Source organism: Microbacterium flavescens (assembly GCF_018588945.1).
GTDB classification, from domain to species: Bacteria; Actinomycetota; Actinomycetes; order Actinomycetales; family Microbacteriaceae; genus Microbacterium; species Microbacterium flavescens.
Genome location: NZ_JAFIWA010000009.1, coordinates 47,174 through 61,960, shown reverse-complemented (window position 1 = coordinate 61,960; position 14,787 = coordinate 47,174). Strand labels below are relative to the sequence as shown.

Below are 14,787 nucleotides of genomic sequence, written 5' to 3'. Positions count from 1 at the left end.
GCGGGAGGGGCGGGGGCGGCGGGGGGAGTTCCTCCCCAGGTTGGGCGGGCGACGCGGGGTTGCACAACCGCTGGAAGAGGAGGGTGAGGGGATGCCTCGGCACCGAGCATCGGAGCGTGCGCAGCATCCCTCCCCTTCCCTCCGCTGTGAGTGAGTCGCCCGTCGAACTCGTGCGCGTGCGCGACGTCACGTCCGGATCGCGCGGATTGCGCGACCCGGCGCGCTACCACCGCGTTCGCCCTGGTGTCTATTCCCCTCGGGCGGCGTGGGATCGCCTTCCGCCGTGGGGGCGCTACCTGGCACGCGTGCACGCCTATGCGCTGGTGAACCCGGATGCGGTCTTCGCGCTCGAGTCCGCAGCCGCGCTGCACGGCCTGCCCCAGTTCGGCGAGGCCCGCCTCATCCACCTCCACGCCGAGCGCGCCGCCCGCTCTCGAAGGTTCGGAGACGTCTTCGTGCACGCCAGCGTCGACGTCCGCGAGATCGTCGAGTTCGGCGGGTTCCGCATGACCTCGCGCAGCCATACCGCCGTCGACCTCATGCGCGTTCTTCCGGCACCCTTCGGACTCGCCGTGGGCGACGCGGCGATCTCTCCCGCGCAGGGCGGCGATGTCGAGCTGTCGACACTGCGCGAGCTCGCGGGCAGTCGCGCCGACTCCCGCGGCTCCCGGGTGCTGCGACTCACGACGGCGGCGCTCGATGCGCGCTCGGAGTCCGTCGGCGAGAGCGTCGGTCGCGGCGTGATCCTGTGGTCGGGGTTCGAGCCGCCCGAGCTCCAGGTCGAGTTCCGCTCACCGGGGTTCGTCGACCGCGTGGACTTCTTCTGGCTCCGCGCCGCCGCGATCGGCGAGTCCGACGGGTACGACAAGTACGTCGGGCGCACCCCCGAGCGAACCACCAGGCGGATGATCGAGGAGAAGAAGCGGGAGGACCGCCTTCGACGGCAGTGCACATCCTTCGGCCGATGGGACATGGCGGCCGCCGTCGCCGTCACGCCGCTCGTCGCGGAGCTCATCCGTCTGGGCGTTCGCCGCATCGCGGCGCCGCGCACCGCACTCCTCACGCCGATGCGGTCGAACCCCCGCTCACTCCCCCGCGCAGCGAGACAGCGGAGCCGCGACGAGACGACGTCGCGCGGCTGACGTCTGGTCGCGAAACCGCTGTCTCGCGAACGCGTGCGCGAGCGCGCGCCGGGGCTACTCGAACAGCGTCGCGAGCTGACCCGGCTCGGGCAGCGTCGAGTTCGCGATGACCTCGCCGTTGACCGCGACCGTCGGCGTGCCGACTCCGCCGGCGCCCGGCTGCACCGGAGTGTCCTTCGTGATCGCCGTGACGTAGCCGGCGTAGATGCCGTCGTTCACGCACGCGTCGATGCCGGTCACCCCGACCGACTCGGCGATGCCGAGGATCTCCTCGTCGGTCAGACCCGGCGTGCCCTCCTGGGGCTGGCCCGCGAACATCGCGTTCATGAACGGGACGGATGCCTCGGCATCGGCCACCGCCACGCAGTACATCGCGTTCGCCGCCCGCGTGGAGTACTCGGTGCCCCTCGACTGGCCGTCGAGGATGGAGATCGGGTGGATGCCGAGGGTGATCGTGCCGTCATCGACGAGGCCCGCGATCTCCTCGCCGAAGACCTGCTCGAACGTGTTGCAGATCGGGCACATGAAGTCGATGAAGGTGTCGAGCCGGTTCTCGCCGTCGCCGACGAGGATGGCCCCGGTCTCGCTCTCGATGTTCGCCGCGGAGGGGGTCTGCCCGGGTTCGGGAGTCGATCCCTGGTTGCTGTTCAGGTTGACCACCAGCACCGCGACCAGCACGAGGGCGATCACGACTCCGGCGCTCACCCAGATGGCGAACCAGTTGACCTTGCGCGAACCCTCAGCCATTGCTTCTCCTCAGACGATCTCGACCGGCGTGACGCCGAAGGGCGCCAGCCCCGCCGCGCCGCCGTCGGGCGCCGTCAGCACCCAGATGCCGCCGTCGTGCACGGCGACGCTGTGCTCCCAGTGGGAGCCGGCGGTGCCGTCGGTGGTCGACACCGTCCATCCGTCGTCTTCGATGAATGTCGCCTGATCGCCGATGACGACCATGGGCTCGATCGCGAGCACGAGCCCCGGACGCACCTCGGGCCCGGGATCGGACACGCGGTAGTTGAACACCGACGGAGCTTCGTGCATCTTGCGCCCGATGCCGTGGCCGACGTACTCGCGGAGGATGCCGTAGCCGCCGTCGGGGGCGTTCGCCTCGATGTGGCCCTGCACGGCCGCGCCGACCTCGCCGAGGTGCTTCGCCGTGACGAGCGAGGCGATGCCCGCCCAGAGGGATCCCTCGGTCACGTCGGACAGCTGCCGCCGGGCCGCCACGACCTCCGGCCGGGACGGGTCGTCGAGGACGACGGTGAAAGCCGAGTCGCCGTTCCAGCCCTTGAACTCGGCACCCGCGTCGATCGACACGATGTCACCGGGCTCGAGCACGCGATCACCGGGGATCCCGTGCACGACCTGCTCGTTGACCGAGGCGCAGATGGTGTGGCGATAGCCGCGCACCATCTGGAAGTTCGACTTCGCACCGCGTGCGGTGATGAGAGCGGATGCCGCGGCATCCAGCTCCCCCGTCGTCACACCGGGAGCGATCAGCGCACGAGCGGCATCGAGGGCGGCGGCGGTGATGAGCCCGGGTTCCACCATCGCCCGCAGCTGGGCGGGGGACTTGTAGATCGAGCGGCGGAGCGACACGGGCTCAGGCGGCGGCGGTGCGCTTGACGCCACGGGCGTCGAGAGCCGCCACGATGCGCGCGGTGATCTCGTCGAGCGAGCCCACGCCATCGATCTGCACCACGATGCCGCGCGCGCCGTAGACGCCGAGGATCGGGGCCGTCTCGCGCTCGTAGATCGCCAGGCGGTTCGCGATCACCGCCTCGGTGTCGTCGGTGCGCCCCTGCTCCTGAGCGCGCAGGGTCAGCCGCGCGATGCTCTCGTCGCGCGGGACGCTGAGCTCGATCACGGCATCGAGCTCTTCGCCGCGCCCTTCGAGGAACTCCTCGAGGTGCATGACCTGAGTCAGGTTGCGGGGATAGCCGTCGAGCAGGAAGCCGCCCGCGGCATCGGCCTGCGAGAGCCGGTCGCGCACGACCGCGCTCGTCAGCTCGTCCGACACCAGGTCGCCCGCCTCGATGATCGCCTTGACCTGCGATCCGAGGTCGGAGCCGTCGGCCACCGCGGCGCGGAAGACATCGCCGGTCGAGATCGCGGGGACGCCGAATGCATCGGCGATGCGGACGCCCTGCGTTCCCTTGCCCGAACCCTGCGGACCCACGATGAGCAGCCGGGTCATCGGAGCAGGCCCTCGTAGTGCCGCTGCTGCAGCTGGGCATCGATCTGCTTCACCGTCTCGAGACCCACACCGACGATGATCAGGATCGAGGCGCCGCCGAACGGGAAGTTCTGGTTGGCGCCGACCGTCGCGAGGGCGATGAGCGGAAGCAGGGCGATGAAGCCGAGGTACAGCGAGCCGGGGAGCGTGATGCGCGTCAGCACGTAGTCGAGGTACTCGGCGGTGGGACGCCCGGCACGGATGCCGGGGATGAATCCGCCGTACTTCTTCATGTTGTCGGCGACCTCGACCGGGTTGAACGTGATCGCGACGTAGAAGTAGGTGAACCCGACGATGAGCAGGAAGTACACCAGCATGTAGACCGGGTGGTCGCCGTTGGTGAAGTACTGCTGGATCCACGACACCCAGCCCGGGATCTCGTTCTCGGCGTTCGGCTGCATGTTGAACTGCGCGATGAGCGCGGGGATGTACAGCAGCGAGGAGGCGAAGATGACGGGCACGACGCCGGCCATGTTCACCTTGATCGGGATGTAGGTGTTGGTGCCGCCGTAGGTGCGACGGCCGACCATGCGCTTGGCGTACTGCACCGGGATGCGTCGCTGCGACTGTTCGACGAACACCACGAGGGCGACGACGACGATGCCGACGGCCAGCACGAGGAGGAACACCTCGAAGCCGCGCGACTGCCAGATGGCCCACATCGACGCCGGGAAGGCCGCGGCGATCGAGGTGAAGATCAGCAGCGACATGCCGTTGCCGATGCCGCGCTCGGTGACGAGCTCGGCGAACCACATGATGAGGCCCGTGCCGGCGGTCATGGTGATGATCATGAGGAGCTGCGCCCACCACGCGTCGTTGGTGAGGAGCTGCTCGCACTCGGGGATGCCGGTGGTGCCGAACAGCTGACCGCTGCGGGCCACCGTCACGAGGGTCGTCGACTGCAGCAGTGCAAGTGCGATCGTGAGGTAGCGCGTGTACTGGGTGAGCTTCGCCTGGCCCGACTGGCCCTCCTTGTAGAGGGTCTCGAAGTGCGGGATGACGACGCGCAGCAGCTGCACGATGATCGTCGCGGTGATGTACGGCATGACGCCGAGCGCGAAGATCGACAGCTGCAGCAGGGCGCCGCCGGAGAACAGGTTGACGAGCGAGAGCAGTCCCTGCGTTCCCGCGGAGGCAGACAGACATGACTGCACGTTGGGGAAGTCGACGAACGGCGCCGGAATGTGCGCGCCGAAGCGATACAGGGCGATGATCGCCAGGGTGAATGCGATCTTCCGCCGAAGGTCGGGAGTGCGGAAGACCCGCGCGATGGCGCTGAACAAGTGGATGCCTCCAGATGGGATGCCGGCCCGCACGGCGACGTGCCGACGTCCAGGGTAACCCAGTGGGGGCCGGAGCAAGCTCCGACCCCCACTGCGCGTACTACTTGACGGTGCCGCCCGCGGCGACGATCTTCTGCTCGGCGGAACCCGAGACCTTGTCGACCGACACGTTGAGCTTCACCGAGATGTCTCCGGTGCCGAGCACCTTGACCTTCTCGTTCTTGCGGACCGCACCCTTGGCGACCAGGTCGCCGACGGTGACGTCGCCACCGGACGGGTACAGTTCGGCGAGCTTCTCCAGGTTCACGACCTGGTACTCGACGCGGAACGGGTTCTTGAACCCGCGCAGCTTCGGGGTGCGCATGTGCAGCGGCATCTGGCCGCCCTCGAAGCCGACCTTGACCTGGTAGCGGGCCTTCTGGCCCTTGGTGCCACGACCGGCGGTCTTGCCCTTCGAGCCCTCACCACGACCCACGCGGGTCTTGGCGGTGTGGGCGCCCGGGACGGGACGCAGGTGGTGGACCTTGAGCACGCCGGGGCGCGACGCCGGAGCGTCGGCCTTCGGAGCAGCGGTCTTGCCCGAGCCCTTCTTGTCGGCGCCCGCAGCCTTCGACGGGGCCTTCTTGGCGGCGGGCGCCTTCTCGGCCTTGTCCGCGGCGTCGGCCTTGTCGGCCTTCGCGGCGGCGGTCTTGGCGGGCGCCTTCTTCTCGGCGGCCGGCTTGTCGGCGGCCTTGGCGGTCGCCTTCTTCGCCGGAGCCTTCTCGGCAGCAGCCTTCGAGGCGGCGGGCTTCTTCGAAGCCTTCTCCTCGGCGGCGGTGTTCTTCTCGGCCTTCTCAGCCATTAGTCGATCTCCTCAACCTTCACGAGGTGCGCGACGGTCTTGACGTAGCCACGCGTCTGCGCGTCGTCGGGACGGACGACGGAGTCGCCGATCCGCTTGAGACCGAGCGAACGCAGCGTGTCACGCTGGTTCTGCTTCTCACTCACCTTGGACTTGACCTGGGTCACCTTCAGGCGCGCGGCCATCAGACACCTGCCTTCGCAGCAGCCGCGGCCTCGGCCTCGGCACGGACGAGACGGGCGGGGGCGACCTGGTCGAACTCGAGGCCACGACGCGCGGCGACCGCACGGGGCTCCTCGAGCTGCTTCAGCGCCTCCACCGTCGCGTGGACGATGTTGATCGTGTTCGACGAGCCGAGCGACTTCGAGAGGACATCGTGGATGCCCGCGCACTCGAGGACGGCACGGACCGGACCGCCGGCGATGACACCGGTACCGGCACCAGCGGGGCGCAGCAGCACCACACCGGCAGCGGCCTCACCCTGAACGGGGTGCGGGATGGTCGAGCCGGCACGCGGCACGCGGAAGAAGTTGCGCTTGGCCTCTTCGACGCCCTTCGAGATGGCCAGGGGCACCTCGCGGGCCTTCCCGTAGCCGACACCCACGACGCCGTTGCCGTCACCGACGACGACGAGCGCGGTGAAGCTGAAGCGACGACCGCCCTTGACGACCTTCGACACACGGTTGATCGTGACGACGCGCTCCAGGAACTGGCTCTTGTCGGCATCGCGCGACCCCCGGTCACGCTGGTTGGCGTTGCGCTCGCGACCGCCGCGGCGCGGCTCGCGCTCACGCTCGGCGGGCGCCTCGGTGGTCGTGGCGGCGGCAGCAGCCGGCTCGGTCACTTCGTTCTCCACGTTGTTGTTGGTTGTTTCGCTCACAGGTTCAGACCTCCTTCGCGAGCGCCGTCGGCGATCGCCGCGACACGGCCCGCGTAGCGGTTGCCACCGCGGTCGAACACGACGTCGGAGACACCGGCCGCCTTGGCACGCTCGGCGACGAGTTCGCCGACCTTGCGCGCCTTGGCAGTCTTGTCACCGTCGAACGTGCGCAGATCGGTCTCGAGGCTCGAGGCCGAGGCCACGGTGTGGCCCTTGCTGTCGTCCACGACCTGCACGAAGACGTGGCGGGCCGAGCGGGTGACGACGAGGCGCGGACGCTGCTCGGTGCCGACGACCTTCTTGCGAAGGCGGGCGTGACGACGCGAACGCGCGTCGGTCTTCGACTTCACAGCCATGGTTACTTACCAGCCTTTCCGGCCTTGCGCCGCACGACCTCGCCGGCGTAGCGCACACCCTTGCCCTTGTACGGCTCGGGCTTGCGGATCTTGCGGATGTTGGCAGCCGCCTCACCGACGGCCTGCTTGTCGATGCCGCTCACGGTGAGCTTGTTGTTGCCCTCGACCGTGAAGGTGATGCCCGCGGGCGGGTCGACGAGCACGGGGTGCGAGAAGCCGAGGGCGAACTCGACCGAGCTGCCCTTCTGCGCCACGCGGTAACCCGTTCCGACGACCTCGAGGCCCTTGGTGTAGCCCTGGGTGACACCGATGATGTTGTTGTTGATGAGCGTGCGGGTCAGGCCGTGGAGCGAGCGCGACTCGCGCTCGTCGTCGGGACGGGTCACGATGACCTGGCCCTCTTCGACCTTGACCTCGATGGGGCGCGCCACGGTGAGCGCGAGCTCACCCTTGGGGCCCTTGACCGCGACAGCCTGGCCGTCGACCGTGATGGTCACGTCGGCAGGGATGTCGATCGGGAGACGTCCGATTCGCGACATGTCAGATCACCACACGTAGGCGAGGACTTCCCCACCCACGCCCTTCTGCTCGGCCTGGCGGTCGGTGAGAAGACCGGAGGAGGTGGACAGGATGGCGACGCCGAGGCCACCGAGGACGGTGGGGATCTCGGTCGACTTCGCGTAGACGCGGAGGCCGGGCTTCGAGACGCGCTTGATGCCGGCGATCGACCGCTCGCGGTTCGGGCCGTACTTGAGCGTCAGCGTGAGGGTCTGGCCGACGCGCGCATCGGAGACCTCCCAGCCGGCGATGTAGCCCTCCTGCTGGAGGATGTCGGCGATGTGGGTCTTGAGCTTCGAGTTCGGCAGCGACACGGTGTCGTGGTGCGCCGAGTTCGCGTTGCGCAGACGGGTCAGCATGTCTGCGACCGGGTCTGTCATTGTCATTTCTTGTTTCCTTTGATCATGAGGTTTCGACTGCCGTTACACGACAGGCGACCTTCTATGAGTGCCCCGGGAGCCGGCGGCTCCCGGGGACTTGGCAGCTCAGGCCTGAGCGTCCTCGCCACGGAAGGGGAAGCCCAGGTGACGCAGGAGTGCGCGGCCCTCGGCATCCGTCTTCGCCGACGTCACGACCGTGATGTCGAACCCGCGGACGCGATCGATCTTGTCCTGGTCGATCTCGTGGAACACGGACTGCTCCTGGAGACCGAAGGTGTAGTTGCCGTGACCGTCGAACTGCGCACCCGACAGACCGCGGAAGTCGCGGATGCGGGGCAGGGCGAGGTTGACCAGGCGGTCCACGAACTCCCACGCGCGGTCGCCCCGGAGGGTGACGTGCGCGCCGATGGCCTGACCCTCACGCAGCTTGAACTGAGCGATGGACTTGCGGGCCTTGGTGACGAGCGGCTTCTGACCGGTGATCTTGGTGAGGTCGTCGACCGCGCCATCGATCACCTTGCTGTCGCGAGCTGCCTCGCCGACGCCGGTGTTCACGACCACCTTGACGAGACCGGGGATCTGCATGACGTTCGCGTAGCCGAACTCGTCCTGCAGCTGCTTCTTGATCTCGGTGTTGTACTTCTGCTTGAGGCGGGGCTGGATCTTGCCAGCCTCCGCGGCAGTGGCGGTGCTCATATTCAGAGGTCCTTGCCTGACTTCTTCGCGTAGCGCACGCGGACGGTGCGCTTCACGCCATCCTTCGTCTGCTCCTCGACGCGGTGACCGACACGGGTCGGCTTCTTGCTCGAGGGGTCGACGAGAGCGACGTTGGAGATGTGGATGGGGGCCTCGAACGTCTCGATGCCGCCCGTCTTGGTGCCGCGCTGGGTCTGGCCGACGCGGGTGTGCTTCGTGACGTAGTTCACGCCCTCGACGATGACGCGGTTCTGCTCGACGAGGACCTCGAGGACCTTGCCCTGCTTGCCGCGGTCGCCGCCCTTGTCCTGCTTCTTGCCAGTGAGGACCTGAACCAGGTCGCCCTTCTTGATCTTGGCCATGGGGTCAGATCACCTCCGGTGCGAGCGAGACGATCTTCATGAACTTCTTGTCGCGAAGCTCACGGCCGACCGGTCCGAAGATGCGGGTGCCGCGGGGCTCCCCGTCGCTCTTCAGGATCACGGCGGCGTTCTCGTCGAACTTGATGTACGAGCCGTCGGGACGACGGGTCTCCTTCTTGGTGCGGACGATGACGGCCTTGACCACATCGCCCTTCTTGACGTTGCCGCCGGGGATCGCATCCTTGACCGTGGCCACGATGGTGTCGCCCAGACCGGCGTACCGGCGGTGCGAGCCACCGAGCACGCGGATCGTGAGCAGCTCCTTGGCGCCGGTGTTGTCGGCGACCTTCAGGCGGGATTCCTGCTGAATCACTTGTTACTCCTTGGGTTCCAAGTAAGCCGAGGGCCTACTTGGCCTTCTCGAGGATCTCGACCAGGCGCCAGCGCTTGGTGGCGCTCAGCGGACGGGTCTCGTTGATGAGGACGAGGTCGCCGATGCCGGCAGTGTTGCCCTCGTCGTGCGCCTTGACCTTCGAGGTCCGACGGATGACCTTGCCGTAGAGGGGGTGCTTCACGCGGTCCTCGACCTCGACGACGATCGTCTTGTCCATCTTGTCGCTCACGACGTAGCCACGACGCGACTTGCGGTAGCCACGGGCGTCGGCGTCGCGCACATCGTGCTCGGACGACTCGTGGCCTGCGGCCTGCTCGACGACCTCGGCCTTGGGAGCCGTGGCCTTCTTCGCGGGGGCCTTCTTCTCGGTGGTCTCAGCCATCACTCGGCCTCTTCCTTCTCGGCCTTGTCAGCGGCATCCGCCTTCTTGGCCTTCGTCTTCTTCGCCTTCGTCGCCGTCTCCAGCGGCGCGGGCGTGGCACGGATGCCGAGCTCGCGCTCACGGATCACGGTGTAGAGCCGCGCGATGTCGCGCTTGACCGCACGGATGCGGCCATGGCTCTCGAGCTGGCCGGTGGCCGACTGGAAGCGCAGGTTGAACAGCTCTTCCTTGGCCTTGCGCAGCTCCTCGACGAGGCGCTGGTCTTCGAACGTGTCGAGCTCGCTCGGAGCGAGCGTCTTGGTGCCGATCGCCATTACGCGTCGCCCTCCTCGCGCTTGATGATGCGTGCCTTGAGAGGCAGCTTGTGGATGGCACGGGTCAGGGCCTCACGAGCGAGTTCCTCGTTGACGCCGGCGACCTCGAAGAGGACGCGACCCGGCTTGACGTTTGCGACCCACCACTCGGGCGAACCCTTACCGGAACCCATGCGGGTCTCGGCCGGCTTCTTCGTGAGCGGACGGTCGGGGTAGATGTTGATCCACACCTTGCCGCCACGCTTGATGTGACGGGTCATCGCGATACGAGCGGACTCGATCTGACGGTTCGTCACGTAAGCGGGCGTGAGTGCCTGGATGCCGAACTCGCCGAAGGAGACCTTCGTGCCGCCGGTGGCCTGGCCATCGCGCTTGGGGTGGTGCTGCTTGCGGTACTTGACCTTGCGGGGGATAAGCATTACGCCGATGCTCCTTCTGCGACGGGGGCCTCGTTGCGCGGGCCACGACGCGGACGGTCGTCACGACGACGGTCCGACTTGGGCGCGTTGGCCTGCTCGCGCGCGAGCTCCTTGTTGGTCAGGTCGCCCTTGTAGATCCAGACCTTCACGCCGATGCGGCCGAAGGTGGTCTTCGCCTCGTAGAACCCGTAGTCGATGTTCGCGCGCAGCGTGTGCAGCGGCACACGACCCTCGCGGTAGAACTCCGACCGGCTCATCTCGGCGCCGCCGAGGCGGCCGGAGACCTGGATGCGGACGCCCTTGGCGCCGGCGCGCTGAGCACCCTGCAGACCCTTGCGCATCGCGCGGCGGAAAGCCACGCGGGCGCTGAGCTGCTCGGCGATGCCCTGTGCGACGAGCTGAGCATCGGCCTCGGGGTTCTTGACCTCGAGGATGTTCAGCTGGATCTGCTTGCCGGTGAGCTTCTCGAGGTCGGCGCGGATGCGCTCGGCCTCGGCGCCGCGGCGGCCGATCACGATGCCCGGGCGGGCGGTGTGGATGTCGACGCGGACGCGGTCACGCGTGCGCTCGATCTCGATGTTGCTGACGCCGGCGCGGTCGAGCGACGTCGTGAGCAGGCGACGGATCTTGATGTCCTCGGCCACGTAGTCGGCGTAGCGCTGTCCGGGCTTCGTCGAGTCCGAGAACCAGCGCGACACGTGGTCCGTGGTGATGCCGAGGCGGAAGCCGTACGGGTTGACCTTCTGGCCCATTACTTGCTCGCCTTCTTCGTCGGGGCAGCCGGGGCCGCCTCAGCGACCTCGGGCGTCGAGAGCACGACCGTGATGTGGCTCGTGCGCTTCTTGATCTGGAACGCGCGACCCTGGGCGCGGGGCTGGAAACGCTTGAGCGTCGTGCCCTCGTCGACGTACGCGTTGGCCACGTACAGGTCCTGCTCGTCCAGGTACTCGCCGTCCTTGTCGGCCTTCACGCGAGCGTTCGCGATCGCCGAGGCGACGAGCTTGTAGATCGGCTCGCTCGCGCTCTGCGGCGCGAACTTGAGGATGGCCAGGGCCTCCTCAGCCTGCTTGCCCTTGATGAGGGCGACGACACGACGAGCCTTCTGAGGGGTCACGCGGATGTGTCGCACACGTGCGATGGACTCCACCATTTCTCTCTCCTCTTCGTCGCCGCCTTAGCGGCGACGGCCCTTCTTGTCGTCCTTCACGTGGCCGCGGAAGGTGCGGGTGGGCGCGAATTCGCCCAGCTTGTGACCGACCATGGTCTCGGTCACGAACACGGGGATGTGCTTGCGACCGTCGTGCACGGCGATCGTGTGACCCAGCATGGCCGGGACGATCATCGAGCGGCGCGACCAGGTCTTGATGACGTTCTTGGAGCCGGCTTCGTTCTGTACGACGACCTTGCGGAGCAGGTGCTCGTCGACGAAGGGGCCCTTCTTGAGACTGCGTGGCATCTTCCTCTACTCCTACTTGCGCTTCTTGCCGGCGTTGCGACGGCGAACGATGTACTTGTCGCTTTCCTTGTTCGCGTGACGGGTGCGGCCTTCGGCCTGACCCCACGGCGAAACAGGGTGACGACCACCGGAGGTCTTGCCCTCGCCACCACCGTGGGGGTGGTCGACGGGGTTCATCGCGACACCGCGGACGGTCGGGCGGATGCCCTTCCAGCGGTTGCGGCCGGCCTTGCCCCAGTTGATGTTCGACTGCTCGGCGTTGCCGACCTCGCCGATCGTCGCGCGGCAGCGGGCATCCACGTTGCGGATCTCACCCGAGGGGAGGCGCAGCTGGGCGTACGGGCCGTCCTTCGCGACGAGACGCACCGACACACCCGCGGAGCGGGCCATCTTCGCGCCGCCGCCGGGACGGAGCTCGATCGCGTGGATCACAGTACCGGTGGGGATGTTCTTGAGCGGCAGGTTGTTGCCGGGCTTGATGTCGGCCGAGGGACCCGACTCGACGATGTCGCCCTGCGACAGCTTGTTCGGCGCGATGATGTAGCGCTTCTCGCCGTCCGCGTAGTGCAGGAGCGCGATGCGCGCCGTGCGGTTGGGGTCGTACTCGATGTGAGCGACCTTGGCGTCGATGCCGTCCTTGTCATTGCGACGGAAGTCGATGACGCGGTACTGACGCTTGTGGCCACCGCCGATGTGGCGGGTGGTGATGCGGCCCTGGTTGTTGCGGCCACCGGTCTTGGCGAGCGGGCGGAGGAGCGACTTCTCAGGCGTCGATCGGGTGATCTCGGCGAAGTCGGCCACCGACGAGCCGCGGCGACCCGGGGTCGTGGGCTTGTACTTGCGAATAGCCATATCTCTAGTCCTCTATCCCGACCGTCAGCCGACTGCCGTGAAGATGTCGATGGTGCCCGACTTCAGGCTCACGATGGCGCGCTTGGTGTCCTTGCGCTTGCCGGTGCCGAAGCGGGTGCGGCGGGCCTTGCCGACGCGGTTGATCGTGTTGACCGCAGCCACCTTGACGCCGAAGATCTTCTCGATCGCGAGCTTGATCTCGGTCTTCGTGGCGCGGGGGTCCACGAGGAACGTGTACTTGCCCTCGTCGATGAGCCCGTAGCTCTTCTCGGAGACGACCGGCTTCAGGATGATGTCGCGCGGGTCCTTGTTGACGGCGGTCATGCCGAGACCTCCTCGGTGGCGCCGCTCTTGGACGCGACGAACGCGTCGTAGGCGGCCTTGGTGAAGACGATGTCGTCGGAGACGAGCACGTCGTAGGCGTTCAGCTGGTCGGAGTACAGCACGTGGACGTACGCGAGGTTGCGCACGCTCAGGATGCTGAGCTCGTCGTCACGCGTGATGACGACCAGCACGTTCTTGGTCGGGGCGAGCGCCGTCAGGACCGCGGCAGCAGCCTTGGTCGACGGGGCACCCTCGATGCCGAAGGAGTCGACGATGTGCAGGCGGTCGCCACGAGCACGGTCGCTGAGCGCGCCCAGCAGGGCGGCCGCGATCATCTTCTTGGGCGTGCGCTGCGCGTAGTCGCGCGGCTTCGGGCCGTGGACGATGCCACCGCCGGTCATGTGCGGCGCGCGGATCGAGCCCTGACGGGCGTTACCCGTGCCCTTCTGCTTGAAGGGCTTGCGGCCGGCGCCCGAGACCTCACCGCGACGCTTGGTCGAGTGGGTGCCCTGGCGAGCCGCCGCGCGCTGCGCGACGACGACCTGGTGGATCAGCGGAATGTTCGTCTTGACGTCGAAGATCGCGGCGGGCAGCTCGACAGAGCCGGCCTTCTTGCCGTCGGCCTTGTGGACGTCGAGCGCGAGAGTCGAGTCAGCCATGCTCAGGCACCCTTCACTGCGTTGCGGACGTAGACGATGCGGCCACGAGCACCGGGGACGGCGCCCTTGACGAGCATCAGACCCTTCTCGGAGTCGATGGCGTGCACCTTGAGGTTGAGGACGGTCACGCGCTCGCCACCCATGCGGCCGGCCATGCGCATGCCCTTGAAGACGCGGCTCGGGGTCGACGAGGCGCCGATCGAACCGGGCTTGCGGTGGTTGCGGTGCGCACCGTGCGAGGCGGAGACACCCTTGAAGTTGTGGCGCTTCATGACGCCCGCGGTGCCCTTGCCCTTGCTGGTGCCGACGACGTCGATCAGCTGGCCGGCCTCGAAGACGCCGTCCACCGTGAGCTCCTGACCGAGCGAGTAGTCAGCAGCGTCCGCCGTGCGGATCTCGGTGAGGTGGCGGCGGGGGGTCACGCCGGCAGCGTCGAAGTGGGCCGTGAGGGGCTTGTTGACCTTGCGGGGGTCGATCTGGCCGTAGGCGATCTGGACGGCCTTGTAGCCGTCCTTCTCGGGCGTGCGAACCTGGGTGACCACGTTCGGAGCGACCTCGATGACGGTGACGGGAACGAGCTTGCCGTTCTCGTCCCAGACCTGGGTCATGCCGAGCTTGGTGCCCAGGAGGCCCTTGGAAATCTTGTTGTTGATGTCAGCCATGTCGAACCTCAGAGCTTGATCTCGATGTTGACGTCGGCCGGCAGGTCAAGGCGCATCAGCGAGTCGACGGCCTTGGGCGTCGGGTCGATGATGTCGATCAGACGCTTGTGGGTGCGCATCTCGAAGTGCTCGCGGCTGTCCTTGTACTTGTGGGGCGACCGGATGACGCACACGACGTTCTTCTCGGTCGGAAGGGGCACGGGGCCCACAACGGTCGCGCCCGCACGGGTCACGGTGTCGACGATCTTGCGCGCCGACGAGTCAAGCCCGGCGTGGTCGTACGACTTCAGGCGAATGCGGATCTTCTGTCCCGCCATTGTCTGCTCTCTCTCTTTACGCGTCATACCGGCTCGAATTCCCCGAGGGCATTGGACGCACGATGGCGCTCACGCGCCAGGGCACTTCTGCACTGCTGTTGCAGTGCGTTGCTGCACCGCTGTTCTGATGTCAATCCGGATGCCGCGCCGAAGCGCTGCTCCCGGCATCCGCCACCCGCTCGCACACAAGAGGAACACTCTCGTGCTGAAGGGGGTTTGAGATGTGGTGGTTCTGCTGCCCGCGGCCTAGGACCCTGCGCTTCCGCGCCGCCTATGC

The 14,787-nt window shown here is 67.5% G+C and carries 25 protein-coding genes; 1 reads left to right on the top strand and 24 read right to left on the bottom strand.

The annotated features are described in order from the left end of the window. Positions 1-116: 116 nt before the first annotated feature. The gene (locus JX005_RS15140; protein ID WP_214468423.1) at positions 117-1,142 is read left to right on the top strand and encodes a hypothetical protein; all 1,026 of its coding nucleotides are present in this window, start codon (positions 117-119) and stop codon (positions 1,140-1,142) included. Between the two features lie 54 nt (positions 1,143-1,196). Here the strand turns inward: JX005_RS15140 and JX005_RS15135 are convergent, their stop codons facing one another. From JX005_RS15135 to rpsJ, 24 genes are all read right to left on the bottom strand, one after another. Beyond that, on the bottom strand, positions 1,197-1,889 hold the full coding sequence (locus JX005_RS15135) for a DsbA family protein (protein ID WP_214468422.1): 693 nt from the start codon (positions 1,887-1,889) through the stop codon (positions 1,197-1,199). A 9-nt stretch (positions 1,890-1,898) separates the two neighbouring features. After that, positions 1,899-2,738 carry a type I methionyl aminopeptidase gene (gene map, locus JX005_RS15130; protein WP_214468421.1) on the bottom strand — a complete coding sequence of 280 codons (840 nt, stop codon included), beginning with the start codon at positions 2,736-2,738 and terminating at the stop codon, positions 1,899-1,901. Positions 2,739-2,742: 4 nt separating this feature from the next. Then, complete coding sequence (locus tag JX005_RS15125) at positions 2,743-3,336, bottom strand: adenylate kinase (RefSeq protein ID WP_214468420.1); 594 nt, start codon at positions 3,334-3,336, stop codon at positions 2,743-2,745. Continuing rightward, on the bottom strand, positions 3,333-4,658 hold the full coding sequence (gene secY / locus JX005_RS15120) for a preprotein translocase subunit SecY (protein WP_214468419.1): 1,326 nt from the start codon (positions 4,656-4,658) through the stop codon (positions 3,333-3,335). Before secY ends, JX005_RS15125 begins: the two co-directional genes overlap by 4 nt. Before the next feature lie 100 nt (positions 4,659-4,758). Further along, positions 4,759-5,499: a 50S ribosomal protein L15 gene (gene rplO, locus JX005_RS15115; RefSeq protein WP_214468418.1), complete on the bottom strand. Its 741-nt coding sequence runs from the start codon at positions 5,497-5,499 to the stop codon at positions 4,759-4,761. Next, positions 5,499-5,684, bottom strand: coding sequence for a 50S ribosomal protein L30 (gene rpmD / locus JX005_RS15110; RefSeq protein WP_023954062.1), 186 nt, complete (start codon positions 5,682-5,684; stop codon positions 5,499-5,501). Before rpmD ends, rplO begins: the two co-directional genes overlap by 1 nt. Next, the gene (gene rpsE / locus JX005_RS15105) at positions 5,684-6,343 is read right to left on the bottom strand and encodes a 30S ribosomal protein S5 (protein ID WP_307858612.1); all 660 of its coding nucleotides are present in this window, start codon (positions 6,341-6,343) and stop codon (positions 5,684-5,686) included. Before rpsE ends, rpmD begins: the two co-directional genes overlap by 1 nt. Positions 6,344-6,375: 32 nt before the next feature. Continuing rightward, positions 6,376-6,735 carry a 50S ribosomal protein L18 gene (gene rplR, locus JX005_RS15100; RefSeq protein WP_214468416.1) on the bottom strand — a complete coding sequence of 120 codons (360 nt, stop codon included), beginning with the start codon at positions 6,733-6,735 and terminating at the stop codon, positions 6,376-6,378. A gap of 2 nt (positions 6,736-6,737) precedes the next feature. Continuing rightward, positions 6,738-7,274 (bottom strand): 50S ribosomal protein L6, encoded by a 537-nt coding sequence (gene rplF, locus JX005_RS15095; protein WP_214468415.1) that lies wholly within the window; start codon positions 7,272-7,274, stop codon positions 6,738-6,740. Positions 7,275-7,280: 6 nt separating this feature from the next. Further along, positions 7,281-7,679, bottom strand: a complete 399-nt coding sequence (gene rpsH / locus JX005_RS15090) for a 30S ribosomal protein S8 (protein WP_214468414.1) — start codon at positions 7,677-7,679, stop codon at positions 7,281-7,283. 99 nt (positions 7,680-7,778) lie between these two features. Further along, positions 7,779-8,369, bottom strand: coding sequence for a 50S ribosomal protein L5 (gene rplE, locus JX005_RS15085; RefSeq protein WP_214468413.1), 591 nt, complete (start codon positions 8,367-8,369; stop codon positions 7,779-7,781). Between the two features lie 2 nt (positions 8,370-8,371). Then, a complete protein-coding gene (gene rplX / locus JX005_RS15080; protein ID WP_214468412.1) occupies positions 8,372-8,731 on the bottom strand; it encodes a 50S ribosomal protein L24 in 360 nt (119 codons plus the stop codon). A 4-nt stretch (positions 8,732-8,735) separates the two neighbouring features. Continuing rightward, a complete protein-coding gene (gene rplN, locus JX005_RS15075; RefSeq protein WP_214468411.1) occupies positions 8,736-9,104 on the bottom strand; it encodes a 50S ribosomal protein L14 in 369 nt (122 codons plus the stop codon). Positions 9,105-9,138: 34 nt separating this feature from the next. Then, positions 9,139-9,507, bottom strand: coding sequence for a 30S ribosomal protein S17 (gene rpsQ, locus JX005_RS16315; RefSeq protein ID WP_281422077.1), 369 nt, complete (start codon positions 9,505-9,507; stop codon positions 9,139-9,141). Further along, positions 9,507-9,821 (bottom strand): 50S ribosomal protein L29, encoded by a 315-nt coding sequence (gene rpmC / locus JX005_RS15065; protein ID WP_214468410.1) that lies wholly within the window; start codon positions 9,819-9,821, stop codon positions 9,507-9,509. Before rpmC ends, rpsQ begins: the two co-directional genes overlap by 1 nt. Next, positions 9,821-10,240: a 50S ribosomal protein L16 gene (gene rplP / locus JX005_RS15060; RefSeq protein ID WP_045275476.1), complete on the bottom strand. Its 420-nt coding sequence runs from the start codon at positions 10,238-10,240 to the stop codon at positions 9,821-9,823. The genes rpmC and rplP overlap by 1 nt, the downstream gene beginning before the upstream one ends. Further along, positions 10,240-10,992, bottom strand: coding sequence for a 30S ribosomal protein S3 (rpsC, locus tag JX005_RS15055; protein ID WP_169580747.1), 753 nt, complete (start codon positions 10,990-10,992; stop codon positions 10,240-10,242). The genes rplP and rpsC overlap by 1 nt, the downstream gene beginning before the upstream one ends. Continuing rightward, the gene (gene rplV / locus JX005_RS15050; RefSeq protein WP_214468409.1) at positions 10,992-11,390 is read right to left on the bottom strand and encodes a 50S ribosomal protein L22; all 399 of its coding nucleotides are present in this window, start codon (positions 11,388-11,390) and stop codon (positions 10,992-10,994) included. Before rplV ends, rpsC begins: the two co-directional genes overlap by 1 nt. Before the next feature lie 24 nt (positions 11,391-11,414). Then, complete coding sequence (gene rpsS / locus JX005_RS15045) at positions 11,415-11,696, bottom strand: 30S ribosomal protein S19 (protein WP_019181724.1); 282 nt, start codon at positions 11,694-11,696, stop codon at positions 11,415-11,417. Positions 11,697-11,708: 12 nt separating this feature from the next. Continuing rightward, the gene (gene rplB / locus JX005_RS15040; protein ID WP_191766098.1) at positions 11,709-12,548 is read right to left on the bottom strand and encodes a 50S ribosomal protein L2; all 840 of its coding nucleotides are present in this window, start codon (positions 12,546-12,548) and stop codon (positions 11,709-11,711) included. Between the two features lie 24 nt (positions 12,549-12,572). Further along, complete coding sequence (gene rplW, locus JX005_RS15035) at positions 12,573-12,872, bottom strand: 50S ribosomal protein L23 (RefSeq protein WP_214468408.1); 300 nt, start codon at positions 12,870-12,872, stop codon at positions 12,573-12,575. Continuing rightward, positions 12,869-13,531 (bottom strand): 50S ribosomal protein L4, encoded by a 663-nt coding sequence (rplD, locus tag JX005_RS15030; protein WP_214468407.1) that lies wholly within the window; start codon positions 13,529-13,531, stop codon positions 12,869-12,871. The genes rplW and rplD overlap by 4 nt, the downstream gene beginning before the upstream one ends. Before the next feature lie 2 nt (positions 13,532-13,533). Beyond that, positions 13,534-14,193 carry a 50S ribosomal protein L3 gene (rplC, locus tag JX005_RS15025; protein WP_214468406.1) on the bottom strand — a complete coding sequence of 220 codons (660 nt, stop codon included), beginning with the start codon at positions 14,191-14,193 and terminating at the stop codon, positions 13,534-13,536. A gap of 8 nt (positions 14,194-14,201) precedes the next feature. Continuing rightward, positions 14,202-14,510: a 30S ribosomal protein S10 gene (gene rpsJ / locus JX005_RS15020; protein ID WP_013584016.1), complete on the bottom strand. Its 309-nt coding sequence runs from the start codon at positions 14,508-14,510 to the stop codon at positions 14,202-14,204. Positions 14,511-14,787 lie beyond the last annotated feature (277 nt).